General features: G+C 71.7%; 17 protein-coding genes. 4 read left to right on the top strand and 13 right to left on the bottom strand.

Going from position 1 to position 19,218, the window contains the following annotated elements; translation table 11 throughout:
• Positions 1-64: 64 nt before the first annotated feature.
• From ACQB60_RS38935 to ACQB60_RS38910, 6 genes are all read right to left on the bottom strand, one after another.
• Complete coding sequence (locus ACQB60_RS38935; protein ID WP_496930812.1) at positions 65-1,852, bottom strand: ABC transporter ATP-binding protein; 1,788 nt, start codon at positions 1,850-1,852, stop codon at positions 65-67.
• 43 nt (positions 1,853-1,895) lie between these two features.
• On the bottom strand, positions 1,896-2,951 hold the full coding sequence (locus tag ACQB60_RS38930; RefSeq protein ID WP_496930811.1) for an iron-siderophore ABC transporter substrate-binding protein: 1,056 nt from the start codon (positions 2,949-2,951) through the stop codon (positions 1,896-1,898).
• Between the two features lie 142 nt (positions 2,952-3,093).
• On the bottom strand, positions 3,094-3,939 hold the full coding sequence (locus tag ACQB60_RS38925) for an ABC transporter ATP-binding protein (RefSeq protein ID WP_384838604.1): 846 nt from the start codon (positions 3,937-3,939) through the stop codon (positions 3,094-3,096).
• A gap of 44 nt (positions 3,940-3,983) precedes the next feature.
• Positions 3,984-5,066 carry a FecCD family ABC transporter permease gene (locus ACQB60_RS38920; protein ID WP_496930810.1) on the bottom strand — a complete coding sequence of 361 codons (1,083 nt, stop codon included), beginning with the start codon at positions 5,064-5,066 and terminating at the stop codon, positions 3,984-3,986.
• Positions 5,063-6,121, bottom strand: coding sequence for a FecCD family ABC transporter permease (locus tag ACQB60_RS38915; protein ID WP_496930809.1), 1,059 nt, complete (start codon positions 6,119-6,121; stop codon positions 5,063-5,065). The genes ACQB60_RS38920 and ACQB60_RS38915 overlap by 4 nt, the downstream gene beginning before the upstream one ends.
• A gap of 65 nt (positions 6,122-6,186) precedes the next feature.
• On the bottom strand, positions 6,187-7,542 hold the full coding sequence (locus ACQB60_RS38910; RefSeq protein WP_496930808.1) for a lysine N(6)-hydroxylase/L-ornithine N(5)-oxygenase family protein: 1,356 nt from the start codon (positions 7,540-7,542) through the stop codon (positions 6,187-6,189).
• Positions 7,543-7,733: 191 nt separating this feature from the next.
• Here ACQB60_RS38910 and ACQB60_RS38905 point away from each other — a divergent pair, with 191 nt between their 5' ends.
• On the top strand, positions 7,734-8,681 hold the full coding sequence (locus tag ACQB60_RS38905) for a methionyl-tRNA formyltransferase (RefSeq protein ID WP_496930807.1): 948 nt from the start codon (positions 7,734-7,736) through the stop codon (positions 8,679-8,681).
• 106 nt (positions 8,682-8,787) lie between these two features.
• Here the strand turns inward: ACQB60_RS38905 and ACQB60_RS38900 are convergent, their stop codons facing one another.
• The gene (locus ACQB60_RS38900) at positions 8,788-10,947 is read right to left on the bottom strand and encodes a RecQ family ATP-dependent DNA helicase (RefSeq protein ID WP_496930806.1); all 2,160 of its coding nucleotides are present in this window, start codon (positions 10,945-10,947) and stop codon (positions 8,788-8,790) included.
• 307 nt (positions 10,948-11,254) lie between these two features.
• Between ACQB60_RS38900 and ACQB60_RS38895 the strand changes: the two genes are divergently transcribed.
• Positions 11,255-11,893 (top strand): hypothetical protein, encoded by a 639-nt coding sequence (locus ACQB60_RS38895; protein ID WP_496930805.1) that lies wholly within the window; start codon positions 11,255-11,257, stop codon positions 11,891-11,893.
• Between the two features lie 152 nt (positions 11,894-12,045).
• Here ACQB60_RS38895 and ACQB60_RS38890 read toward each other — a convergent pair whose 3' ends face one another.
• From ACQB60_RS38890 to ACQB60_RS38880, 3 genes are all read right to left on the bottom strand, one after another.
• Positions 12,046-12,717 carry a hypothetical protein gene (locus ACQB60_RS38890; RefSeq protein ID WP_496930804.1) on the bottom strand — a complete coding sequence of 224 codons (672 nt, stop codon included), beginning with the start codon at positions 12,715-12,717 and terminating at the stop codon, positions 12,046-12,048.
• A 77-nt stretch (positions 12,718-12,794) separates the two neighbouring features.
• Positions 12,795-13,496, bottom strand: coding sequence for a ribonuclease HII (gene rnhB / locus ACQB60_RS38885; protein ID WP_496930803.1), 702 nt, complete (start codon positions 13,494-13,496; stop codon positions 12,795-12,797).
• Positions 13,497-13,557: 61 nt separating this feature from the next.
• Positions 13,558-14,172: a TetR/AcrR family transcriptional regulator gene (locus ACQB60_RS38880; protein ID WP_496930849.1), complete on the bottom strand. Its 615-nt coding sequence runs from the start codon at positions 14,170-14,172 to the stop codon at positions 13,558-13,560.
• A gap of 260 nt (positions 14,173-14,432) precedes the next feature.
• Here ACQB60_RS38880 and ACQB60_RS38875 point away from each other — a divergent pair, with 260 nt between their 5' ends.
• A complete protein-coding gene (locus ACQB60_RS38875; RefSeq protein ID WP_496930802.1) occupies positions 14,433-15,995 on the top strand; it encodes an MFS transporter in 1,563 nt (520 codons plus the stop codon).
• Between the two features lie 29 nt (positions 15,996-16,024).
• On the opposite strand, the gene ACQB60_RS38870 is transcribed toward ACQB60_RS38875, so the two are convergent.
• Both ACQB60_RS38870 and ACQB60_RS38865 read right to left on the bottom strand, forming a co-directional pair.
• A complete protein-coding gene (locus ACQB60_RS38870) occupies positions 16,025-16,654 on the bottom strand; it encodes a L,D-transpeptidase (protein WP_496930801.1) in 630 nt (209 codons plus the stop codon).
• Positions 16,644-17,168, bottom strand: coding sequence for a SigE family RNA polymerase sigma factor (locus ACQB60_RS38865; protein ID WP_496930800.1), 525 nt, complete (start codon positions 17,166-17,168; stop codon positions 16,644-16,646). The genes ACQB60_RS38870 and ACQB60_RS38865 overlap by 11 nt, the downstream gene beginning before the upstream one ends.
• Positions 17,169-17,334: 166 nt before the next feature.
• On the opposite strand from ACQB60_RS38865, the gene ACQB60_RS38860 reads away from it, so the two are divergent.
• The gene (locus tag ACQB60_RS38860; protein WP_496930799.1) at positions 17,335-18,246 is read left to right on the top strand and encodes a L,D-transpeptidase; all 912 of its coding nucleotides are present in this window, start codon (positions 17,335-17,337) and stop codon (positions 18,244-18,246) included.
• Between the two features lie 56 nt (positions 18,247-18,302).
• Here the strand turns inward: ACQB60_RS38860 and ACQB60_RS38855 are convergent, their stop codons facing one another.
• Complete coding sequence (locus ACQB60_RS38855) at positions 18,303-19,211, bottom strand: ADP-ribosylglycohydrolase family protein (RefSeq protein ID WP_496930798.1); 909 nt, start codon at positions 19,209-19,211, stop codon at positions 18,303-18,305.
• Positions 19,212-19,218: the final 7 nt, after the last annotated feature.

Here is a 19,218-nt window from a genome sequence, read left to right as displayed (position 1 = left end):
GACTCAGCACCCTTTACTCAACACCCTCAAGGAATGAGGTCAGCCTAACCTAACTTAGGGTGACCTAACTACCCTCGCGCCAGGCCCGCCACAGTTCGGCGTACCGGCCCCCCAGGGCCACCAACTCGTCGTGCGTGCCCAGCTCCACCACGCGCCCCGCGTCAAGCACGGCGATCCGGTCCGCCGCCATCGCCTGGGTCAGCCGGTGCGCCACGAACAGCGTGGTCCGGCCCGCGCACGCGGCCAGGACGGCACGCTCCAGCTGGGCGGCGCCCTCGCTGCCCGCCTCCGCGGTCGACTCGTCGAGCACCACCACCGGCGCCCGGCCCAACACGAGCCGGGCCAGGGCGACATGGGCGACCTTGGTCGAGTCCAGGCGCTCGCCGCCCTCGCCGACCAGGGTGTCCAGGCCCTCGGGCAGCGCCTCCACCCATCCGTCGGCGCCCACGACGCGCAGCGCGCCGAGCAGTTCGGCGTCGCTCGCCCCCGGCGCGGCGAGCCGCAGGTCCTCGGCGAGCGAGCCGGAGAACACATGCGTCTCCTGCGTCAGGATGCTCACCAGGGCCCGCGCCCCGGCCTCGTCGAGACCGGCGAGGTCGTGCGGCCCGATGCGGACGGAGCCCTCCTGCGGGCTCCCGATACCGGCGATCAGCGCGGCGAGGGTCGTCTTGCCCGCGCCCGTAGCTCCCACCAGGGCGAGCGAACCACCCGCCGGGATGGACACGTTGACGTCCCGCAGGACCGGCTGTTCGGTGTCGGGATAACTGAACGTCAGCCCCTCCACCGCCACCGCGTACGACGTGCCCTCCCCCGCCCCGGCGGCGGCGTCACCCACGAGGCGGCCCTCCTCGGCCTCCCCGAGCACCCCGACGAGCCGGGTCAGGCTCGCGCCCGACTTCTGCGCCTCGTCGAAGGTGAACATGATGGCGCCGAGCGGGGTGAAGAGACGGTGGAACATCAGCGGCGCCGCCGACACCTCGCCCAGCGTGGCGGCGTCGGCCTCCAACAGGGCGTACCCCACCACCAGGATGAGGACGAGACCGATGAACTCGGCCCGGTTCTCCCGGCCGACGAACCGGCCGAAGAACCGGAACACGTCGACCCCGAGATCGCGCACCCGCCACGACTCGCGCGTGACCTCCTCGCGCACGGACTCCTCCAGGCGGTACGCCCGGACCGTGTCGATGCCGTCGAGGCCGCTGATCAGCGCCTGCGCCCGGTCGGCCTGGGCCACCCGCTGCTTGCGGTAGAGCGGCGCGGACCGGGGCAGGTACCAGCGCAGCGCGAGCGCGTACGCGGGCAGGGCCCCGGCGCCCGCGAGGCCGAGCCGCCAGTCGAGGCCGAACATGCCGACCGTGGCGATGAAGACGAGGACGCCCGCCGAGAACACGGTGGGGATGGCCGTCCGGATGCCCTTGGACAGCACAGCCACGTCGTCGCCGACGCGGGACAGCACATCGCCCCGGCCGACCTGTTCGACCCGCGCGCTCGGCATCCCGAGGACCGCGCGGACGGCGCCCTCGCGCAGCCGGGCGAGCAGATCCGCGCCGAGGCGCCCGATCAGATACGTGGAGACGGCGGTGGCCACCGCGCCGAGCAGCGCGGCGGCCACGAGCGTCACCCCGATGCCGACCAGGCCCGAGCGGGAGTCGCCCCCGGCCACGCCGTCGACCACCCGGCCGAGCAGGAGGACCGGGAGCACCTGGAGCGCCGCACCGGCCACCGTGGAGAGCACGGTGGCGGTGGTCAGCCAGGGAACGTCACGGCAGTGCGCCGAGACCCACCGGGTGGCCTCGCGCCCGCTCGCGGTGCGCAGCGTCACCGGGGCGGGCGGGCTGTCGGTCGTGCTCACACCAGAACCAAGTCGGGCCGGGAACAGTACAGGTGACGGTCCATCACTTCTTGTCGACCGACTTGACGAGCTCGTCGATCGCGTACGGCAGGGAGAGCGCGGTGCCCTGGGACATGGCGGCACCGACCGCGGGGCCCTCGCTGTCCAGCAGGTACGAGACGTTGCCCTTCTTGACCGCCTTCAGGTTGCCGAACAGCTTGTCCTTCTTCAACGCCTCGGTGTCCGCCTTGTCGTTGATGACGAAGATGCGGTCCACGTCGACCAGGTCGGTGCGCTCGGGCGAGAGCTGGGTGGAGAAGTTGCCGTCCGCGATCTTGTCGATCTTGGTCTGGTACTTGTAGCCGATGCCCGTCACCAGGCGTCCGCGCACATCGGTCGAGGTGAACGGGGCGAGGGAGTTCTTGTACCAGGACAGGGCGACGGCGGTCTGGTTCCCGAACTTCGGGTGCGCCTTCTTGGCCGCGTCGAGCTTGGACTGGATGCCCTTGACCAGCTTCTCGCCCTTCTCGGCCTGGCCGAGCGCCTTGGCGATGTGCAGCGTGTTGTCCTGCCACGGAGCGCTGAACGGCTCCTTCTCGGCCTTGGTGCGGCCCACCGTCGGCGCGATCTGGGAGAGCTTCTCGTAGGCGGCCTTGTCGATCTCGGAGTAGACCGCGATGATCAGGTCCGGCCGAAGCGCCGCGATCTTCTCGTAGTTGGGGCCGGAGTCACCGTTCTTCATGATGACCTCGGGCTTGGCGCTGCCCCACTTGTCCTTCACCCACGGCCACTGGGTGTTGATGTCGGGGGACTTGCCCGACGGGTTCGGGTACTGGTCGGTCATGCCGACCGGCTTGGTGCCGAACGCGAGGACCGCCTGGTCGTCGGTGTAGCCGACGGTGACGACGCGCCGGGGGGCCTTCTCGACCTTCGTGGTCCCGAACGCGTGCTCCACGGTGACCGGGAAGTGACCGGCGGCGGCAGGGGCGTTGTCGCTCGCCTTGTCCGACGAGTCGTCGGAACCGCATCCCGCGAGGAGTCCGACGCCGAGGGCCGTGGCGGACAGGACCGCCGCGAGCCGCCGCCCCGGCTTCGTGATCGTCGTTCGATGGAGAAGCATCCCGATTCCCTTGCTTTAGCGCTGTCCGCTGCACCCCGGTGCCAGGGCAGCCAAACCTTAACCCGATGAAGTGAGGTTAGCCTAGCCTAACCAGGCAATTCCTTTACGGGGAGGGCGGGGTGGACCGCGGTCGCCGCGGGGCCTACGCGAGCTGGGCGTGCGTGCGGCCGATGGGCACGATGAGCGGCCGGTCGCCCACCGGGTCGTCGATCACCTTGGCGCGCAGGCCGAACGCCTCGTACAGCAGCTCGGCGGTGACCACGTCGCGCGGGTGCCCCTGCGCGAGGACCGCGCCGTCCTTCATCACGACGAGGTTGTCGCTGTAGCGCACGGCCAGGTTGAGGTCGTGCAGCACCATGACCACGGCGCACCCCGACTCGTGCAGGTCGTCCACCAGGTCGAGCACGTCGATGGCGTGCGCCAGGTCCAGATAGGTGGTCGGCTCGTCGAGGAGGAGCAGGTCGGTGCCCTGGGCGAGGGTCATCGAGATCCAGACGCGCTGGCGCTGACCGCCGGAGAGCGAGTCGACCGGGCGGTCGGCCAGATCGGCCACCCCGGTCATGGCGAGCGCCCGCTCCACCACGTCGGCGTCGTCCGAGGACCACTGCCGCAGCCAGCTCTGGTGCGGGTGGCGGCCCCTGGCGACCAGGTCGGCCACGGTGAGGCCCTCCGGCGCGACCGGCGCCTGCGGCAGCAGGCCCAGCTTCTTCGCCACGTCCTTGGTCTTGAGCTTGACGATGTCCTGGCCGTCGAGGACGACCGAGCCGCTGCTCGGCTTGAGCAGCCGCGTCAGGGTCCGCAACAGGGTCGATTTGCCGCAGCCGTTGGGGCCGATGATGGTCGTGATCACTCCGGGCGGGATCGACACGTCGAGACCGTCGATGACGCTCCGGCCGCCGTAGCCGACGCTGACGCCCCGGGCGGAGAGCCGCGAGGTGTCGTCGGCCCCGGCCTCGGACTCGATCTCGGTGATGTACTGAGTGACCACAAGCCCCCCTCATCTATTTAGGCATGCCTCACCTTTGTACCAGGCTATTTGAGGTTCGCCCGCACCAGCAGAAGGATCAGGAACGGTCCGCCGATCGCGGCGGTGACCACGCCGACGGGCAGACCGGCCGGCAGCACGGTGCGCGTGACCAGGTCGGAGCCGATCAGGAGCAGCGCCCCGACCATGCCGGAGGCCACCAACGGCGGCGTCGGGTACCGCACCAGACGCATCGCCACCTGCGGCGCCACCAGCGCGACGAACGGCACGGGCCCCGCCGCGCTCACCGCGAACGCCGCGAGCAGGACCGCGCACAGCAGCAGCACCGCGCGCACCATCGAGTAGCGCACGCCGAGTCCCGCGGCCACCTCGTCGCCGAAGTGCATCGGTTTGAACTGGAACGCGACGCAGGCCACGACGGCCAGCAGGACGAGCGTGCCCCAGAAGGCCACCCAGACCTCGTCCCACGAGCGGTTGTCCAGCGAACCGACCAGCCACGCCTGGGCCCGGGCCACGTCCTTGATGTCGGCCTTGACGAGCAGCCAGGTCGTGAGCGCCTCCATCACGGCGCTCACCGAGATGCCGATGAGGATGAGCCGGAGGCCGTCGACGCCGCGCCGCCACGCCAGGAAGTACACGAGCAGGCCGGTGCAGAGACCGCCGCCGAGCGCCGCGACGGACAGGCCCACGGAGTCGGTGACCGCCGCGGCGGCCCCGCCCGAGACCGTCACCAGGAACACGGAGACCACGCTGGCGCCCCCGGTGATGCCCAGAATGTCCGGGCTGGCAAGGGGGTTGCGCGCGATGGACTGCGTGAGCGCCCCGGAGACCCCGAGCGCGATCCCCACGACCAGCCCGGCCAGGGCCCGCGGCATCCGCAGGTCCATGATCACGAACTCGTCGACCTGCTCGCCCCTGCCGAAGATCGTGGCGATCACCCGGGACAGGCTGATGGGGAAGTCCCCGACGCCGACGGACAGACAGAACAGCAGGAAGGTCCCCGCCATCAGCGCGAGGGTGGCGAACGCGAACCACGGCCGCCATACGAAGGAGACGCCGCCGAACCGCACGCCCGCCGCCACCGACGGCTTCGCCGCTGTCCCCGATGAGTTCACCGCTGTCCTGTTCATGCGCTCTTGAACTTTCCGCGCCACACCAGCACCGCGAAGAACGGAGCGCCGAGCAGCGCCACGACGACCCCCGCGTCCAACTCCCCCGGCCGCACGACCAGTCGCCCCGCGATGTCGCAGACCAGCAGGACGACGGCGCCGAGCAGACCCGCGTACGGCACCAGCCAGCGGTAGTCGGGGCCGGTCAGGTAGCGGGCGACGTGGGCGACCATCAGCCCGAGGAACGCGATGGGGCCGCAGGCCGCCGTCGCCGCGCCCGCGAGGAGCGTGATGGCGGCGATGCCGACGGTCCGGCTCAGCGCGATGTTCACGCCGAGGCCCCGCGCCACGTCGTCGCCGAGGTTGAGCAGGTTGAGGGCGGGCAGCGTGACGGCGGCAAGGACGAGGCCGACCGCGATGAACGCGGTGATCGGCCAGATGACGTCGAACTTGACCCCGGCCACGGTGCCCGCGTTCCAGAGCCGCACCGCGTTCAGCGACTTCTGGTCCGAGAGCGAGACGGCGGTGGTCATCGCCTGGAGGAACACCGCGATCCCCTGCCCGGCCAGGGCGAGCGTCAGCGGATTGCCCGCGCCCCGGCCGATGCTGGCGAGGGCGAACACGACGACCCCGGCAACTGCCGCCCCGAAGAAGGCGAACCAGACGTACTGGAAGGGGTTGGTGAGCCCGAACACGGTGACCGCCGTCACCACGGCGAAGGTGGCTCCGGTGTTCACGCCCAGCAGTCCGGTGTCCGCGATCGGGTTGCGCGTGTAGCCCTGGATCAGCGCACCGCCGACGCCCAGGGCGATGCCCGCGACGATCGCGAGCACGGTCCTGGGCACCCGCACGGTCTGCACGATGAGCCGGATCTCGGTGAGCCGCTGGTCGTCCTGGGGCGCCGCGAACAGCCCGTGCCACACCTCGGCGGGGCTGAGCGCCCGCGCGCCGACGGCCAGTGACGCCGCCCCGGCGATCAGCAGGACCACCACCAGCGCGGCCAGACCCACGACCCGGCGCCGACGGGCTTCTGTCGCACCCCTCGGCACGGATCGCTCAACTGCAGTCGCGGACATGTCGACGTACGTTATCCCTTTGATCATCCCTTTGATCCACCGGGCCCGGGCGCGGTGGGCAGGGGCTAGCGAACGACGCTGCCGCTCTCGTCGGCGACCGTCCGGGACTCACCAGAGGCGCCCGTCGCACCGCGCTCCAGGAGCGAGTCCAGGATCTCGCCGACCCGTATCGCGATGTTGGAGAGCAGCGACGAGGTGATGCCGTGCGTGTGCTCCGTGCCGCCCTGCAGATAGATCCCGCAGCGCAGCTCGGACTCGGTCACGATGCGGTAGTCGCGCTCGACCTGGACGCGGCCCTGGTCGTCGCGCGGGCAGCGGTCGGCCACCTCGCCGAGGATGCCGATGGGGTCGGCGGAGTCATAGCCGGTGGCGAACACCACGACGTCGGCGTCCAGAGCGGTCTCCTCGCCCGAGACGAGCGACTTCACCGTGGCACGGACCCCGTCGGGGGCCTCCTTCACGTCGGTGAGGCGGGAGACGTTGAGGAAGCGGAGGCGCTCGGTGCCGAGGACCTTCTCCTGGTACGCCTGCCGGTACAGGTCGTCGATCAGGTCGATGTCCACCACGGAGTAGTTGGTGTTGCCGTGGTAGTCCATCAGCCGGCGCTTGACGTCCTCAGGAGCGTCGAAGTACTCGTCGACCGCGTCGGGGTCGAAGATCCGGTTGGCGAAGCTGCTGTCGTCGGCGGGGCTGTAGCCGTAGCGCGAGAAGACCGCGCAGACCTCGGCCTCGGGGAAGCGGCGGTGCAGATAGGCGACGTTCTCGGCGGCGCTCTGCCCGGCGCCCACGACGACGAACCGCGAGGGCGAGGTGCCCTCCAACTCGTCGACCCGCGTGAGCAGTTCGGAGTTGTGCCAGACGCGGTCGCCGCGCTCCACGCCCTCCGGCACGGCGGGCCGCAGGCCGGTGCCGACGACGAGGTTGCGGGCCCGGTGGACCGCGAGCCCCTCCGCCGAGCGCACCGTCACATCCAGGTACTCCACGACCCCGTCGCGGACGTAGGGCGTGACGCCGACGACCTCGTGGCCGTAGCTGACCACGTCGTCGACCTTGGCGGCGGCCCACTCCAGGTAGTCGTGGAACTCCACGCGCAGCGGGAAGAGGTTCTTGTGGTTGATGAAGTCGATCAGCCGCCCCCTGTCCTTCAGGTAGCAGAGGAAGCTGAACTCACTGGTGGGATTCCGCTGTGTCACCAGGTCCTTGAGGAAGGAGACCTGCATGGTCGCGTCGTCGATGAGCATGCCACGGTGCCAGCCGAAGCGCGGCTGCTGCTCGAAGAAGTGAGCGGTGACCGCCTCTTGCCTGCCGACGCGCGCGTTGTGCTCGCGGAGCGCGATCGCCATGGCCACATTGGACGGCCCGAAGCCGATGCCAATGAGGTCGTGGACCGGTGCTGCGTCGCCAGGAAGAACCTGTGACATGTCACTCCCATCGTGCGGGGAAGCCGCCTGTCAGGCGCCCGAGAAACAAAACTTAGGTGAGCCTAAGCTAATTTCATTGAACTGTCGACAGCGGGGCGCCGCCAACTCGGGTCTGGTACGCCCCCTTTGCAAGCTAAGGTAAGCCTTGCTTTACTTGCCGTCGTTCAATCCCTGCTCTGAGGAGGAACCCCATGCGGGTCGTCATGTTCGGTTACCAGACCTGGGGGCACCGCACCCTGCAAGCCCTCCTGGACTCCGAGCACGACGTGGTCATGGTCGTGACCCACCCCAAGAGCGAGCACGCGTACGAGAAGATCTGGAGCGACTCCGTCGCCGACCTCGCCGAGGCCCACGGCATCCCGGTCGTGATCCGCAACCGCCCTGACGACGACGAGCTGTTCCAGCGCCTCAAGGAGGCCGAGCCGGACATCATCGTGGCGAACAACTGGCGTACGTGGATCCCGCCGCACATCTTCGGCCTGCCCCGCCACGGCACGCTGAACGTCCACGACGCGCTGCTGCCGAAGTACGCCGGCTTCTCCCCGCTGATCTGGGCCCTGATCAACGGCGAGACCGAAGTGGGCGTCACCGCGCACATGATGAACGACCAGCTCGACGCAGGTGACATCGTCTCCCAGGAGGCCGTCGCGGTCGGACCGACCGACACCGCGACCGACCTCTTCCACAAGACCGTCGACCTCATCGCCCCGGTCACCATCGGCGCCCTGGACCGCATCGCCGCCGGGGACACGGACTTCACCCCCCAGGACCGCTCGCAGGCGACCTTCTTCCACAAGCGGGCCGAGGAGGACATCCGCATCGACTGGGCCTGGCCGGCCGCCGACCTCGAGCGCCTGGTCCGCGCGCAGTCCGAGCCGTACCCCGCCGCCTTCACCTTCCACAAGGGCAAGCGGCTCGAGGTCCTGGCCGCGGTGGTCTCCCAGGGCCGCTACGGCGGCACGCCCGGCCGCATCTTCTACCGCGAGGGCGAGGGCGTGGTGATCGTCGCCGGCGCCGACGCCCGCACCGGCCGCAACCACGGCCTGGCCATCACCCGCGTCCGCACCGAGGACGGCCGGGAACTGGCCGCGACGGACTACTTCACCGCCATGGGCGGCTACCTGACCAACCGCCCCTGACCGCTCACCAGTTGACCGGTCGTCCCTTGGCCGCTCGCCCCCCTGACCGGTCGGCTCCGACCGACCGGTCGGACCCCGACCAGCCGCCGCCGGCCCGATCCTCCCCTCAGCCCGCGGCGGCGAGGACCAACGGCAGGACCTGGTCGCTGCCCGCCTGCCGCAACAGCCGGGCGGCGACCGCGAGGGTCCAGCCGGAGTCCGTGCAGTCGTCCACGAGCAGGACCGGGCCGGGGGCGGCCGCCAGGGCCGCGGCCAGCTCGTCGGAGACCGCGAAGGCGCCGGACAACTCCCGCAGCCGCTGCGCGGAGTTGCTCCGGCGCGTGGCGTGCGCACCGCCCGATCCCGTGTACGTGAGGCTGCCCAGGAAGGGCAGCCGACCGACCGTCGCGATCCCCTCGGCCAGCGAACCCACCAGCTGCGGCCGCGCGAGCGACGGCACCGCGACGACCCCCACCGGCCGCGGCCCGGCCTCCGCGGCGCCCGGCGCCCAACCCCCGGGCGAGCGCGCCCAGTCGGCGAGGACCGCGACGGCGGCCCGCAGCACGTCGTCGGGCACCGGCCCGTCCGGCGCGCCCTCCGCGAGCAGCGGGCGCAGCCGGTTGCCCCAGCCGATGTCCGAGAGCCGCCCGAGGGCCCGCCCGGTGGCGCACTGCTCCTTGGCGGGGATGCGCCCCTTGAGGCTGATCCCGAGCGCGGGCATCCCCGTCGGCCACATCCGGCGCGGCTCCACCTCGACGCCGGGGCGGTCCAGCTCCTTCACCGCCGCCGTCAGCGTCTGCTCCGAGACGGACGCATCGGCCCAGGCACCCGCGCAGTTGTCGCACCGGCCGCACGGGGCCGCGCCCTCGTCGTCGAGCTGGCGGCGCAGGAACTCCATCCGGCACCCGGACGTGCTCACGTAGTCGCGCATGGCCTGCTGCTCGGCGGCGCGCTGCCGCGCCACCCACGCGTACCGCTCCGTCTCGTACACCCACGGCTGCCCGGTGCTCTCCCAGCCGCCCTTGACCCGCTTGACCGCGCCGTCGACGTCCAGGACCTTCAGCATGGTCTCCAGGCGGCTGCGCCGCAGGTCCACCGCGGCCTCCAGGGCCGGTACGGACAGCGGCCGCCCGGCCTCCGCCAGGGCCGCGAGCGTCTGGCGGACCTGCTCCTCGGGCGGGAAGGCGGTGTCGGCGAAGTACCGCCAGATCGCCTCGTCCTCCTTGCCCGGCAGCAGCAGTACGTCCGCGTGCTCGACACCGCGCCCGGCGCGGCCCACCTGCTGGTAGTACGCGATCGGCGACGAGGGCGAGCCGAGGTGGAGCACGAAGCCCAGGTCCGGCTTGTCGAAGCCCATGCCGAGCGCCGACGTCGCCACCAGCGCCTTGACGCGGTTGGCGAGCAGGTCCTCCTCGGCCTGCAGCCGGTCCGCGTTCTCCGTGCGCCCCGTGTACGAGGACACGGCGAAGCCGCGCTGGCGCAGGTAGGCGGTGGCCTCCTCGGCCGCGGCGACGGTGAGCGTGTAGATGATCCCGGAGCCCGGCAGCTCGCCCAGGTGCTCGGCGAGCCAGCCGAGCCGGTGCGCGGCGTCCGGCAGTTGGACCACGCCGAGGCGCAGGCTCTCCCGGTCCAGCGGGCCGCGCAGCACCAGGGCCTCACCCGCGCCGGTCCCCAGCTGCTCGGCCACGTCCGCCGTCACGCGCGCGTTGGCCGTCGCCGTCGTGGCCAGGACCGGGACGCCGGGGGCGAGCTCGGCGAGCATCGCCCGCAGCCTGCGGTAGTCGGGGCGGAAGTCATGGCCCCAGTCCGAGATGCAGTGCGCCTCGTCGACCACCAGGAGACCAGCCGAGGCCGCGAGCTTGGGCAGCAACTGCTCGCGGAAGTCCACCGAGTTGAGGCGCTCGGGGCTGACGAGGAGCACATCGGTCTCGCCGCGCTCCACCTCCGCGTAGATCGTGTCCCACTCCTCGGGGTTGGCCGAGTTGATGGTGCGGGCGCGGATGCCGGCCCGCTCGGCCGCCTCCACCTGGTTCCGCATCAGCGCGAGGAGCGGTGAGACGATCACCGTCGGCCCGGAGCCCCGTCTGCGCAGCAGGGCCGTCGCCACGAAGTACACCGCCGACTTGCCCCAGCCGGTGCGCTGCACCACCAGGGCCCGGCGACGCTCCTCGACCAGCGCCGCCACCGCCTGCCACTGGTCCTCCCGCAGCCGCGCCGACCCCCCGGGATCACCGACGAGTTCGGCGAGGATGGCGTCGGCTTCGGCCCGCAGCTCCAGATCGTCCATGCCCCCATGCAACCCGATGCCACTGACAATCGGCGAACTCACCGAGCGTGACGGGGGGTGTCGCCAGCAGTACGTGTGTACCGGACGGGCCACGCGTCGATCACGGCGACCCTGGGCAGGGATATACGCGGCGCACGGACACATACCGGCCCGGGGCCCCAATTGCTCGTTGCCGAGGGCGAGTACGGCAGGAAGAATTGGAGCCGCTCCCGTACGGCTCCCCCGAGGTCCGGTAGGGCTGTGCCGCGGTGCGCTCCCCCAGTCCCCTCGCGCCCTGTGCCCCGGGTGCGCAGCCGAAGGGAGGATCGTGACCTTCGGATTCACCCCGTCCCCGGCGGCCTCGTCGCCGACGTCCCCGACCTCAGCCACCTGGTCCGCCGACTCCACCAACCGACTGGCCCGGATGCTCGAGCCCGCGGAGTGGTCGGCGGCCGGAATTCCCTTGCTGCGCAACCCCCGTGAGGTCGTCAGCGGCCTCCACACCCGGCACCTGCCGACCCCGGCCACCGCGATCGTGGCCGTGCTCGACCCGGAGGAGCGCCTCATGGCGAGCGCCTCGTTCGCGCACCGGGCGAGCGCGGTGGACGGCTGGGTGTTCCGCAACGCCCTGCTCGCGCGCCTGCGCCGGGTGATCCCGCACGACCTGCGGCGGCGCACCCCGGTGCGGACGGCGGTGCTGCTCTACTGCCGTGACGGGGACGCCCGTTGGACGCCGGAGGACGGGGCCTGGATGTGGGGCCTGCGGGACGCCTGCACGCTGCACGGGCTGCGCTGCGGCGCCTACATCACCCTGACCCGCGAGGGGTGGCAGGTGCTCGGCGAGGGCCGCGGGGGCCGCAGGCCGAGCGCCGACACACGGGCCGGCACCCTGTCCGAGCCCGATGCGCCGCCTCCTCGTACGGGAGGCGCGGCATCGGACCTGCTGCGGCGCGCGGCGGCCCGCTGAGCCCGCTCCCCGCAGACAGTCCTGCGGGCGGGCATGCCGACGAGCCCGGCCGCGCGGTGCGGCGGGCCCGGCCACCGGTCGGGTCACGCCCGACGTCGTACGCGTCACGCACCGCGCGACGCGCCCCGGCACACACCGCGCGCGGGAAGACGTCAGACGCCCGCGCCCAGCAGGGAGTTGATCCGCTGCGGATCACCGCACACGACCAGCAGGGCGGACGCCTTGCCGAGTGCCGTGGGCAGCGCGCGGACGGCGAGCTCCTCGCTGCCGCCGTTGACGGCGACGACGACCACCGGCCGGGACGCGGCACGAGGCAGGGCGGCGGCGTCGGCGTAGAAGACGTCGTCGCCCGCGTCGTGCTGGGCCCAGTAGGCGGACTCGCCGAAGCTCAGCTCGTGCGCGGCCCACGGGTGCGGGTCACCCGTGGTGATCACGAGCACCTCGCCGGGCGCGCGGCCCGAGTCGAGCAGCAGGTCGACGGCTTCCTCGGCGGCGTCGAGGGCACCCTCGGCCGAGGCCGGGATCAGCTGGATCTGCGGAACCGAAGCGGCTGGAGCAGCCGGAGCGGCAGCGGCAGCGACAGAAGGACCGTTTCCGTCCGGGGCGGTCGGCCCCGGCTGGGCGGCCGTGGCGGCCGGCTCGCGCGGCGTGCGCTGCGCGGGCGGTATCGGCCGGGCAGGACCCGGACGCCCGGGGCGCGGCGGAGCCGCGGGACGCGGGCCGGGTACGGGGCGGGGGGTCGGCGCGGTGCGGCCGGTGGCCGGAGTGGCGCGGGGACCCTGGGCACTCTCGTGAATCTGAGGCTCCTCGGGAATGAGAGGCATGAAGTGTTGTCTATCAAACGCCGATGCGACACGCGTCGGCGGGTGGCACATGAGTGCGACCGGAACTGCTGGGAACGTCAGAATTCAAAGCCGAGCTGGCCCTCGATTTCCGGAACGGTCCCCTCCGCCCAGCTGCGGGCCTTCTTGAGGTGCCGCCACTGGGGCAGCGCATCAAGATACGCCCACGAAAGCCGGTGGTGCGGGGTGGGCCCCCGCTCCTCCAGCGCGGCCTTGTGCACCGGCGACGGATAGCCGGCGTTGGCCGCAAAACCGAAGTCTGCATGTTCGATGCCCAGTTCGGCCATCATTTTGTCGCGCTGAACCTTGGCGATCACCGAGGCCGCGGCGACGGCCACGCAGGACTGGTCCCCCTTGATCACCGTACGCACCTGCCAGGGAGTTCCCAGGTAGTCGTGCTTCCCGTCGAGGATGACCGCCTCCGGACGGACCGGCAGCGCCTCCAGGGCGCGGACCGCGGCGAGCCGCAGCGCGGCCGTCATCCCCATGTCGTCGATCTCCTGCGGGGAGGCGTGCCCCAGGGCGTGCGCCGTGACCCAGCCGGCCAGCTCCTCGGCGAGCGAGGTGCGCCGCTTCGGGCTGATCAGCTTGGAGTCGGTGAGCCCCTCGGGCGGGCGCCGCAGTCCGGTGACCGCGGCGCAGACCGTGACCGGTCCGGCCCAGGCGCCGCGTCCCACTTCGTCGACACCTGCGACGACCTTCGCTCCGGTGGTGGCGCGCAAGGAGCGCTCGACGCGGTGAGTGGGTGCTTCGTACGGCATGGCGCCAGACAGCGTACGCCGCCCGGAGCCGCCCGCGACACCCAGGTCCGCGCGCGCCGCGTCATGGACTGAGCAACGGCATCATCACCTGGTCGATCAGCTCCCCGAATTCCTCGTCTCCCCATTCACTGCCGCACACCTTGGTCCGGTACATCAGCATCGCCGGAATGACGTCACAGACATATGAATCCAGCGCTCCGGAACGCACGTCTCCGCGCTCGATTCCTCGCCCGATAACCTCCTTGACCCGTTCCACTCCGGGCTGGATCACCCCGTCGAAGATCACGTCGTGGAAACGCTCGGCGGTGGCCTGATCACATTCGTGAAGCACCGCGCGCAGCGCGAATCCCGATCTCGAGAACATCGCCTCGCGGACCAGACGGCACAGCGCGAGAAGATCTTCCCGGACACTTCCGCAGTCCGGCACGCCGTCCATCCTCGGCAGTCCGGCCTGCAGCGCGTCCACCACGAGGTCCTCCTTGGAGGGCCAGCGGCGATACACGGCGGCCTTGCCCGTGTGCGCACCGGCGGCCACGCCCTCCATGGTCAGGCCGCTCCAGCCGACCGTGCTGAGCTGTTCCAGCGCGGCGTCGAGGATCGCCCGTTCCAGAACCGGACCGCGCTTGCGCAGCGCGGCCGACCGAGCGGGACCGGCCGTCCACCGCGAACCAACCATCTCTGTCTCTCCATCGAGCATCGAGGCAGCGCCAGCAAACGGTTACGCCTCCGTGCGAAACGAACGAGGGTCGACCACCCCCTCGACCAGCATGTCAGGCGACGGCGGCTCTAGCGATGGTCGGGCATCGGAGCTCTCAACCCAAGACCGCCTCGCGGCGTCAACTCCCTTAAGGAACGCTTGTGTTCACCAAGCGGCACTCGCTATGGTCCCGAGTAGTGAACGGATACGTTCACTACTTAGTCTCTGGGGGACCTCTTGTGACGCATGATCAGATACGGACGCAGTCACCCGCGCCCACCCCGCCGGGGGCGGCCTCCCGCAAACCGCACCCGGGCATCGCGCTGACGGTCATCGCCGCGTGCCAGTTGATGGTCGTCCTTGACGCCACCATCGTGAACATCGCCCTGCCGCACATCCAGACGGCACTGAACTTCTCCACGACCGACCTGACCTGGGTGGTCAGCGCCTACACCCTCACCTTCGGCGGCCTGCTGCTGCTCGGCGGCCGGGCCGGGGACATCCTCGGGCGCCGCCGGGTCTTCATCGCCGGCATCCTGCTCTTCACCCTCGCCTCGCTGCTCGGCGGACTCGCCCAGGAGCCCTGGCAGTTGCTCGCCGCGCGGGTCCTCCAGGGCGTCGGCGGCGCGATCGCGTCACCCACCTCGCTCGCGCTGATCACCACCACGTTTCCCGAAGGCCCGGAACGCAACCGGGCCTTCGGCATCTTCGCGGCCGTCTCCGCGGGCGGCGGCGCGATCGGACTCCTGGCCGGCGGCCTGCTCACGGACTGGCTCAACTGGCGCTGGGTGCTCTTCGTCAACGTCCCCATCGGCATCCTCATCGCGGCGCTCGCCCCGCGCTACATCAGCGAGTCCGAACGCCACCCCGGCCGCTTCGACTTCCTGGGCGCCCTCACCTCGACGCTCGGCATGGTCGCCCTCGTCTACGGCTTCATCAGGGCGGCGTCCGACGGCTGGCGGGACTCGCTCACCCTCGGCTCGTTCGCCGCGGCGGTCGTCCTGCTCATCGCCTTCATGCTGATCGAGAACCGCGCCAAGGAACCGATCACCCCGCTGCGCATGTTCGCCGACCGCAACCGCTCCGGCACCTACGTGATCATGATCAGCCTCGCCGCGGCGATGTTCGGCATGTTCTTCTACATCGTGCTGTTCGTGCAGAACGTGCTGGGCTACTCCCCCACCCGCGCCGGCCTGGCCTTCCTGCCCGTCACCGTGGTCATCGCGCTCGGCGCGGGCATCTCGCAGCGGCTGCTGCCGGTGCTCGGCCCCAAGCCGTTCCTGATGGGCGGCACGATCCTCGTCGCCATCGGCCTGGCCTGGCAGTCCCTGATCGACTCCGACAGTTCGTACGTCGGCGGGGTGCTCGGCCCCATGCTGATCTTCGGCTTCGGCATGGGCCTCAACTTCGTCACCCTCACCGTGACCGCGGTCTCCGGCGTCGCCCCGCACGAGGCGGGCGCGGCCTCCGCCCTGCTCAACACGACGCAGCAGGTGGGCGGTTCGCTCGGCCTCTCCATCCTGACCACGGTCTTCGGCACCGCGAGCCGGAACGAGGCCAAGGACCAACTCCCGGACTTCATGGCCCACTCCACCCCCGAGCAGAAGGCCGAACTGGCCAAGACCCACCAACTGCCCGCCCCCTGGGGCCACGAGGTCCTCGCCCACGGCATCGCGACGGCCTTCATCCCGGCAGCGGCCATGGCCGTGGTCGCCTTCGCGGTGGCCGCCGTCGTCATCCGCGTCCGCAAGAGCGACATGGAGGCCCTCAGCGGCACGGGCGGAGGTGCCCCGGCCCTGTAGACCCGCAGCTCCCGCAAGCCGCGCGGGTGTCAGCGCGTGGCAGCGGGCGCCGCACCCTCGACCGTCACCACCGAGCCCGAACTCAGCCGCCCGTACAGCCACTTGGCATCGGAGCGGCGCAGGCCGATCACGCCGTGCGTGACGTCCTGCCTGCCGGGCGCCTGCTCGGCGTACGTCAGGGCGACGATGTAGTGGGTGGCGCCCCCCGGGCCGCGCAGTTCGAGGACCCAGGGGAGCGTCACGTCGTACTCGCCGCCGAGTCCGACGGTCTCGCCGGTGAACCGCTTCGTGCGGTGCTTGGCGACGACCGTCATCCGGCCCGGCTCAGTGACGTAGCCGGCGCGGCCCGACGACACGGGCAGCGCCCGGCCTCCCAGGGTCAGGGTGCGCCGCCCGAGGTCGACGGTGGTGGTCGGCGCGGCCGGAGCGGACGAGGCGGCGGGCGGGGCCGGGCGCCGCTCGGACCGCGCGCCGCCGAGGGCCGTGGTCAGACCGAACGCGAGGGCCGCGGCGACGACGGCGCTGCCACCCGCCACAGCGGCGTGCCGACGGCGCCTGCGGGACACGCCCCGGCGGCGGACCTCCGCGCCCGTCGTGGGGGCGGGAGCCCGGCCGCTTTCGGCCAGCTCGCGCAGGGCGGAGGACAGTTCATCGGACACGGTCGCCCTCCTTCTCGCCGTTGCCGCCCAGTACGCCGGTCTCGCCCGCCGACAGCAGCTTGGCGAGGGCTCCCCGCCCGCGCGAGAGGCGGGCCTTGACCGTACCGACCGGCGCGCCGGTCTCGGAGGCTACCTGCTCCACGCTGAGGTCACACAGGTGGTGCAGCACGATCGCGAGGCGCTGCGCCTCGGGGAGCCGACGCAACGCCGCGACGAGCGCGACGTGCCCGGGGTCGGGGCCCGGGGCGTGACCGGGCGGCGGGGTGCGGCGCACCAGTTCCCGCCACCGCCGGGCCCGCCGCCAGTGGCTGACCGCGAGCCGCATCGCGACGGTGCGGATCCACGCCTCCGGGGCCTCGCTCGCAAGGAAGTCGCGGCGCCGGTCCCAGGCGCGTACGAAGGCTTCCTGGACGACGTCCTGGGCCTGGCCGTGGTCCCCGGTGAGGGCGTACACCTGGCCGACGACGCGCGGGAACGCCGACGCGTAGAACGCGTCGAACTCCTCCTCCGTCATACCGCCCCCGTGGATCCCGGCCACCGGATCCCTCGTGATTCTGATTCTTCGAAAACGCATGCAACCCGGCGCCCCCGGCATGCGTACAGGTCGCGTACATCGAAACACATCACCCAGGGGGGCTCTGTTGATCAGGAACACCAAGGCGACCAGAGGGGCGGCGGCCATGACCGCCCTCTGCGCGCTGCTGCTCGCCGGCTGCGCGGGCGGCGGAGAGGGAGCCGGAGAGAGCAGCGCGGGCCGCAGCGACGGCCGCGGCACCGGCGAGCGTCCCGCCGGGACGGCCCCTGCGAAGAAGCCCACCCCGCGCGCGAAGCCACTGCCCGCAGCGCTGCGCGAGGGCGCCGAGATCAACCTGTCCGACGGCCGGACGGTCGGCGTCGGCATGCCGGTGTCGGTGACGTTCGCCCGGCCCGTACCGGCGTCCGAACGCGCCGCGGTGGAACGGCGCCTGAAGGTGTCGACGGACAACGGCACCACTGGCTCCTGGAGTTGGGTCAAGGACCGCAACCTCCACGACGGCCAGCGGATCGACTACCGCCCCAAGACCTACTGGAAGCCCGGCACGAAGATCACCGTCCGTGCGGGCTCGGCCATCGACACGACCGTCACGGTGGGCCGCTCCCTGGTCGCCACGGTCGACGTGCGCACCCACACCATGACCGTGGTGAAGGCCGGGACGACCCGCCGCGTCCCCGTCACGGCGGGCGCGCCGGGGATGGACACCTGGAACGGCACGATGGTCGTCTCCGACAAGCAGCGCCGCGTCCTCATGGACTCACGGACCGTCGGCTACGGCGACGCGTACAAGGACTACTACGACTACGCGGTCCACCTGACGACGTCCGGCACCTACCTCCACCAGAACCCGAAGGCCGACACCTACGCGGGGCGCGACAACGTCACGCACGGATGCATAGGTCTCGCCACGGACGGCACGGCACGCCGCTTCTACGGTGAGGTGATCCCCGGGGACGTCATACGCGTCACCGGTTCCACGGAGACGGTGGCTCCCGGTAACGGATACGGGGACTGGAACGTGCCGTGGGACCGGTGGAAGGCGGGCAGCGCCCTATAGCGAGCCGGGCGCGGGGGCCTCAGCCGCGGAGAGGGCTCAGCGGCGGGGCCTCCCTCTCAGGCGGCTCCGGCCGCGGCCCAGTCGGGCAGCGGCTCGGTGTGGTCCAGCCACTCCTGGGGCGGCGCCCCGCCCGCGCCGGCGGCCACCACGCCGCCCACGATCGCGCAGGTCGTGTCCATGTCCCCGCCCACGCGCGCGGTGTCCCAGATCGCCTGCTCGAAGTCGCCGAGACCGCGCGCGGCCGACCACAGGGCGAAGGGCACGGTGTCATGCGCCGTGGTGCGCCTGCCGCAGCCCAGGACCGCGGCGACCGTCGCGGCGTCGGCGTAGTCGAGCATGTCCCGGGCCCTGCGCAGCCCGGCCCCGACGGCACTGCGCGGCACCAGGGCGATGACGCCGTCCAGGAGCGCCGTCGCACTCGGCGGTCCCGCCGGATCCGCGGCCAGCGCCGCCGCCGCGGCCACCGCCATGGCTCCGACGACGGCCTCGCGGTGCTGGTGCGTCGGATAGGCGGAGATCTCCGCCTGGTGGGTGGCCTGCTCCGGGTCGTGCGCGTACCAGGCACCGAGCGGGGCGATCCGCATCGCGGCACCGTTCCCCCACGAACCCTGTCCCTTGAACAGCGCGGAGGCCAGCTCCCGCCAGTCCCCGCCCTCCCTGACCTGCCCGAGCAGCCGGTCCACGGCCGGGCCGTAGCCGCGGTCCGTGTGCTGGTGCTCGGCGAACGACAGGGCGAGCGCGTCCTGGTCGATCCGCCCGTACCGCACCAGGACGGCCAGCACGGAGGAGGCCATCTCGGTGTCGTCGGTCCACGGCCAGGGCCCGGGCGGCAGCTCCCGGCGCTTGAGCAGCGGGTAGTGCGCGGGCACGAAGAACTGGGAGCCCAGCGCATCCCCCACCGCGAGCCCGCGAAGGCTGGCCAGGGCGCGGTCCCGGGACGCGTCGGAAGAGAATTCGGCGGTCATCGCGCTG

Source organism: Streptomyces odontotermitis (assembly GCF_050510915.1).
Taxonomy (GTDB): Bacteria; Actinomycetota; Actinomycetes; order Streptomycetales; family Streptomycetaceae; genus Streptomyces.
This window is presented reverse-complemented; position numbering and strand designations above follow the sequence as displayed.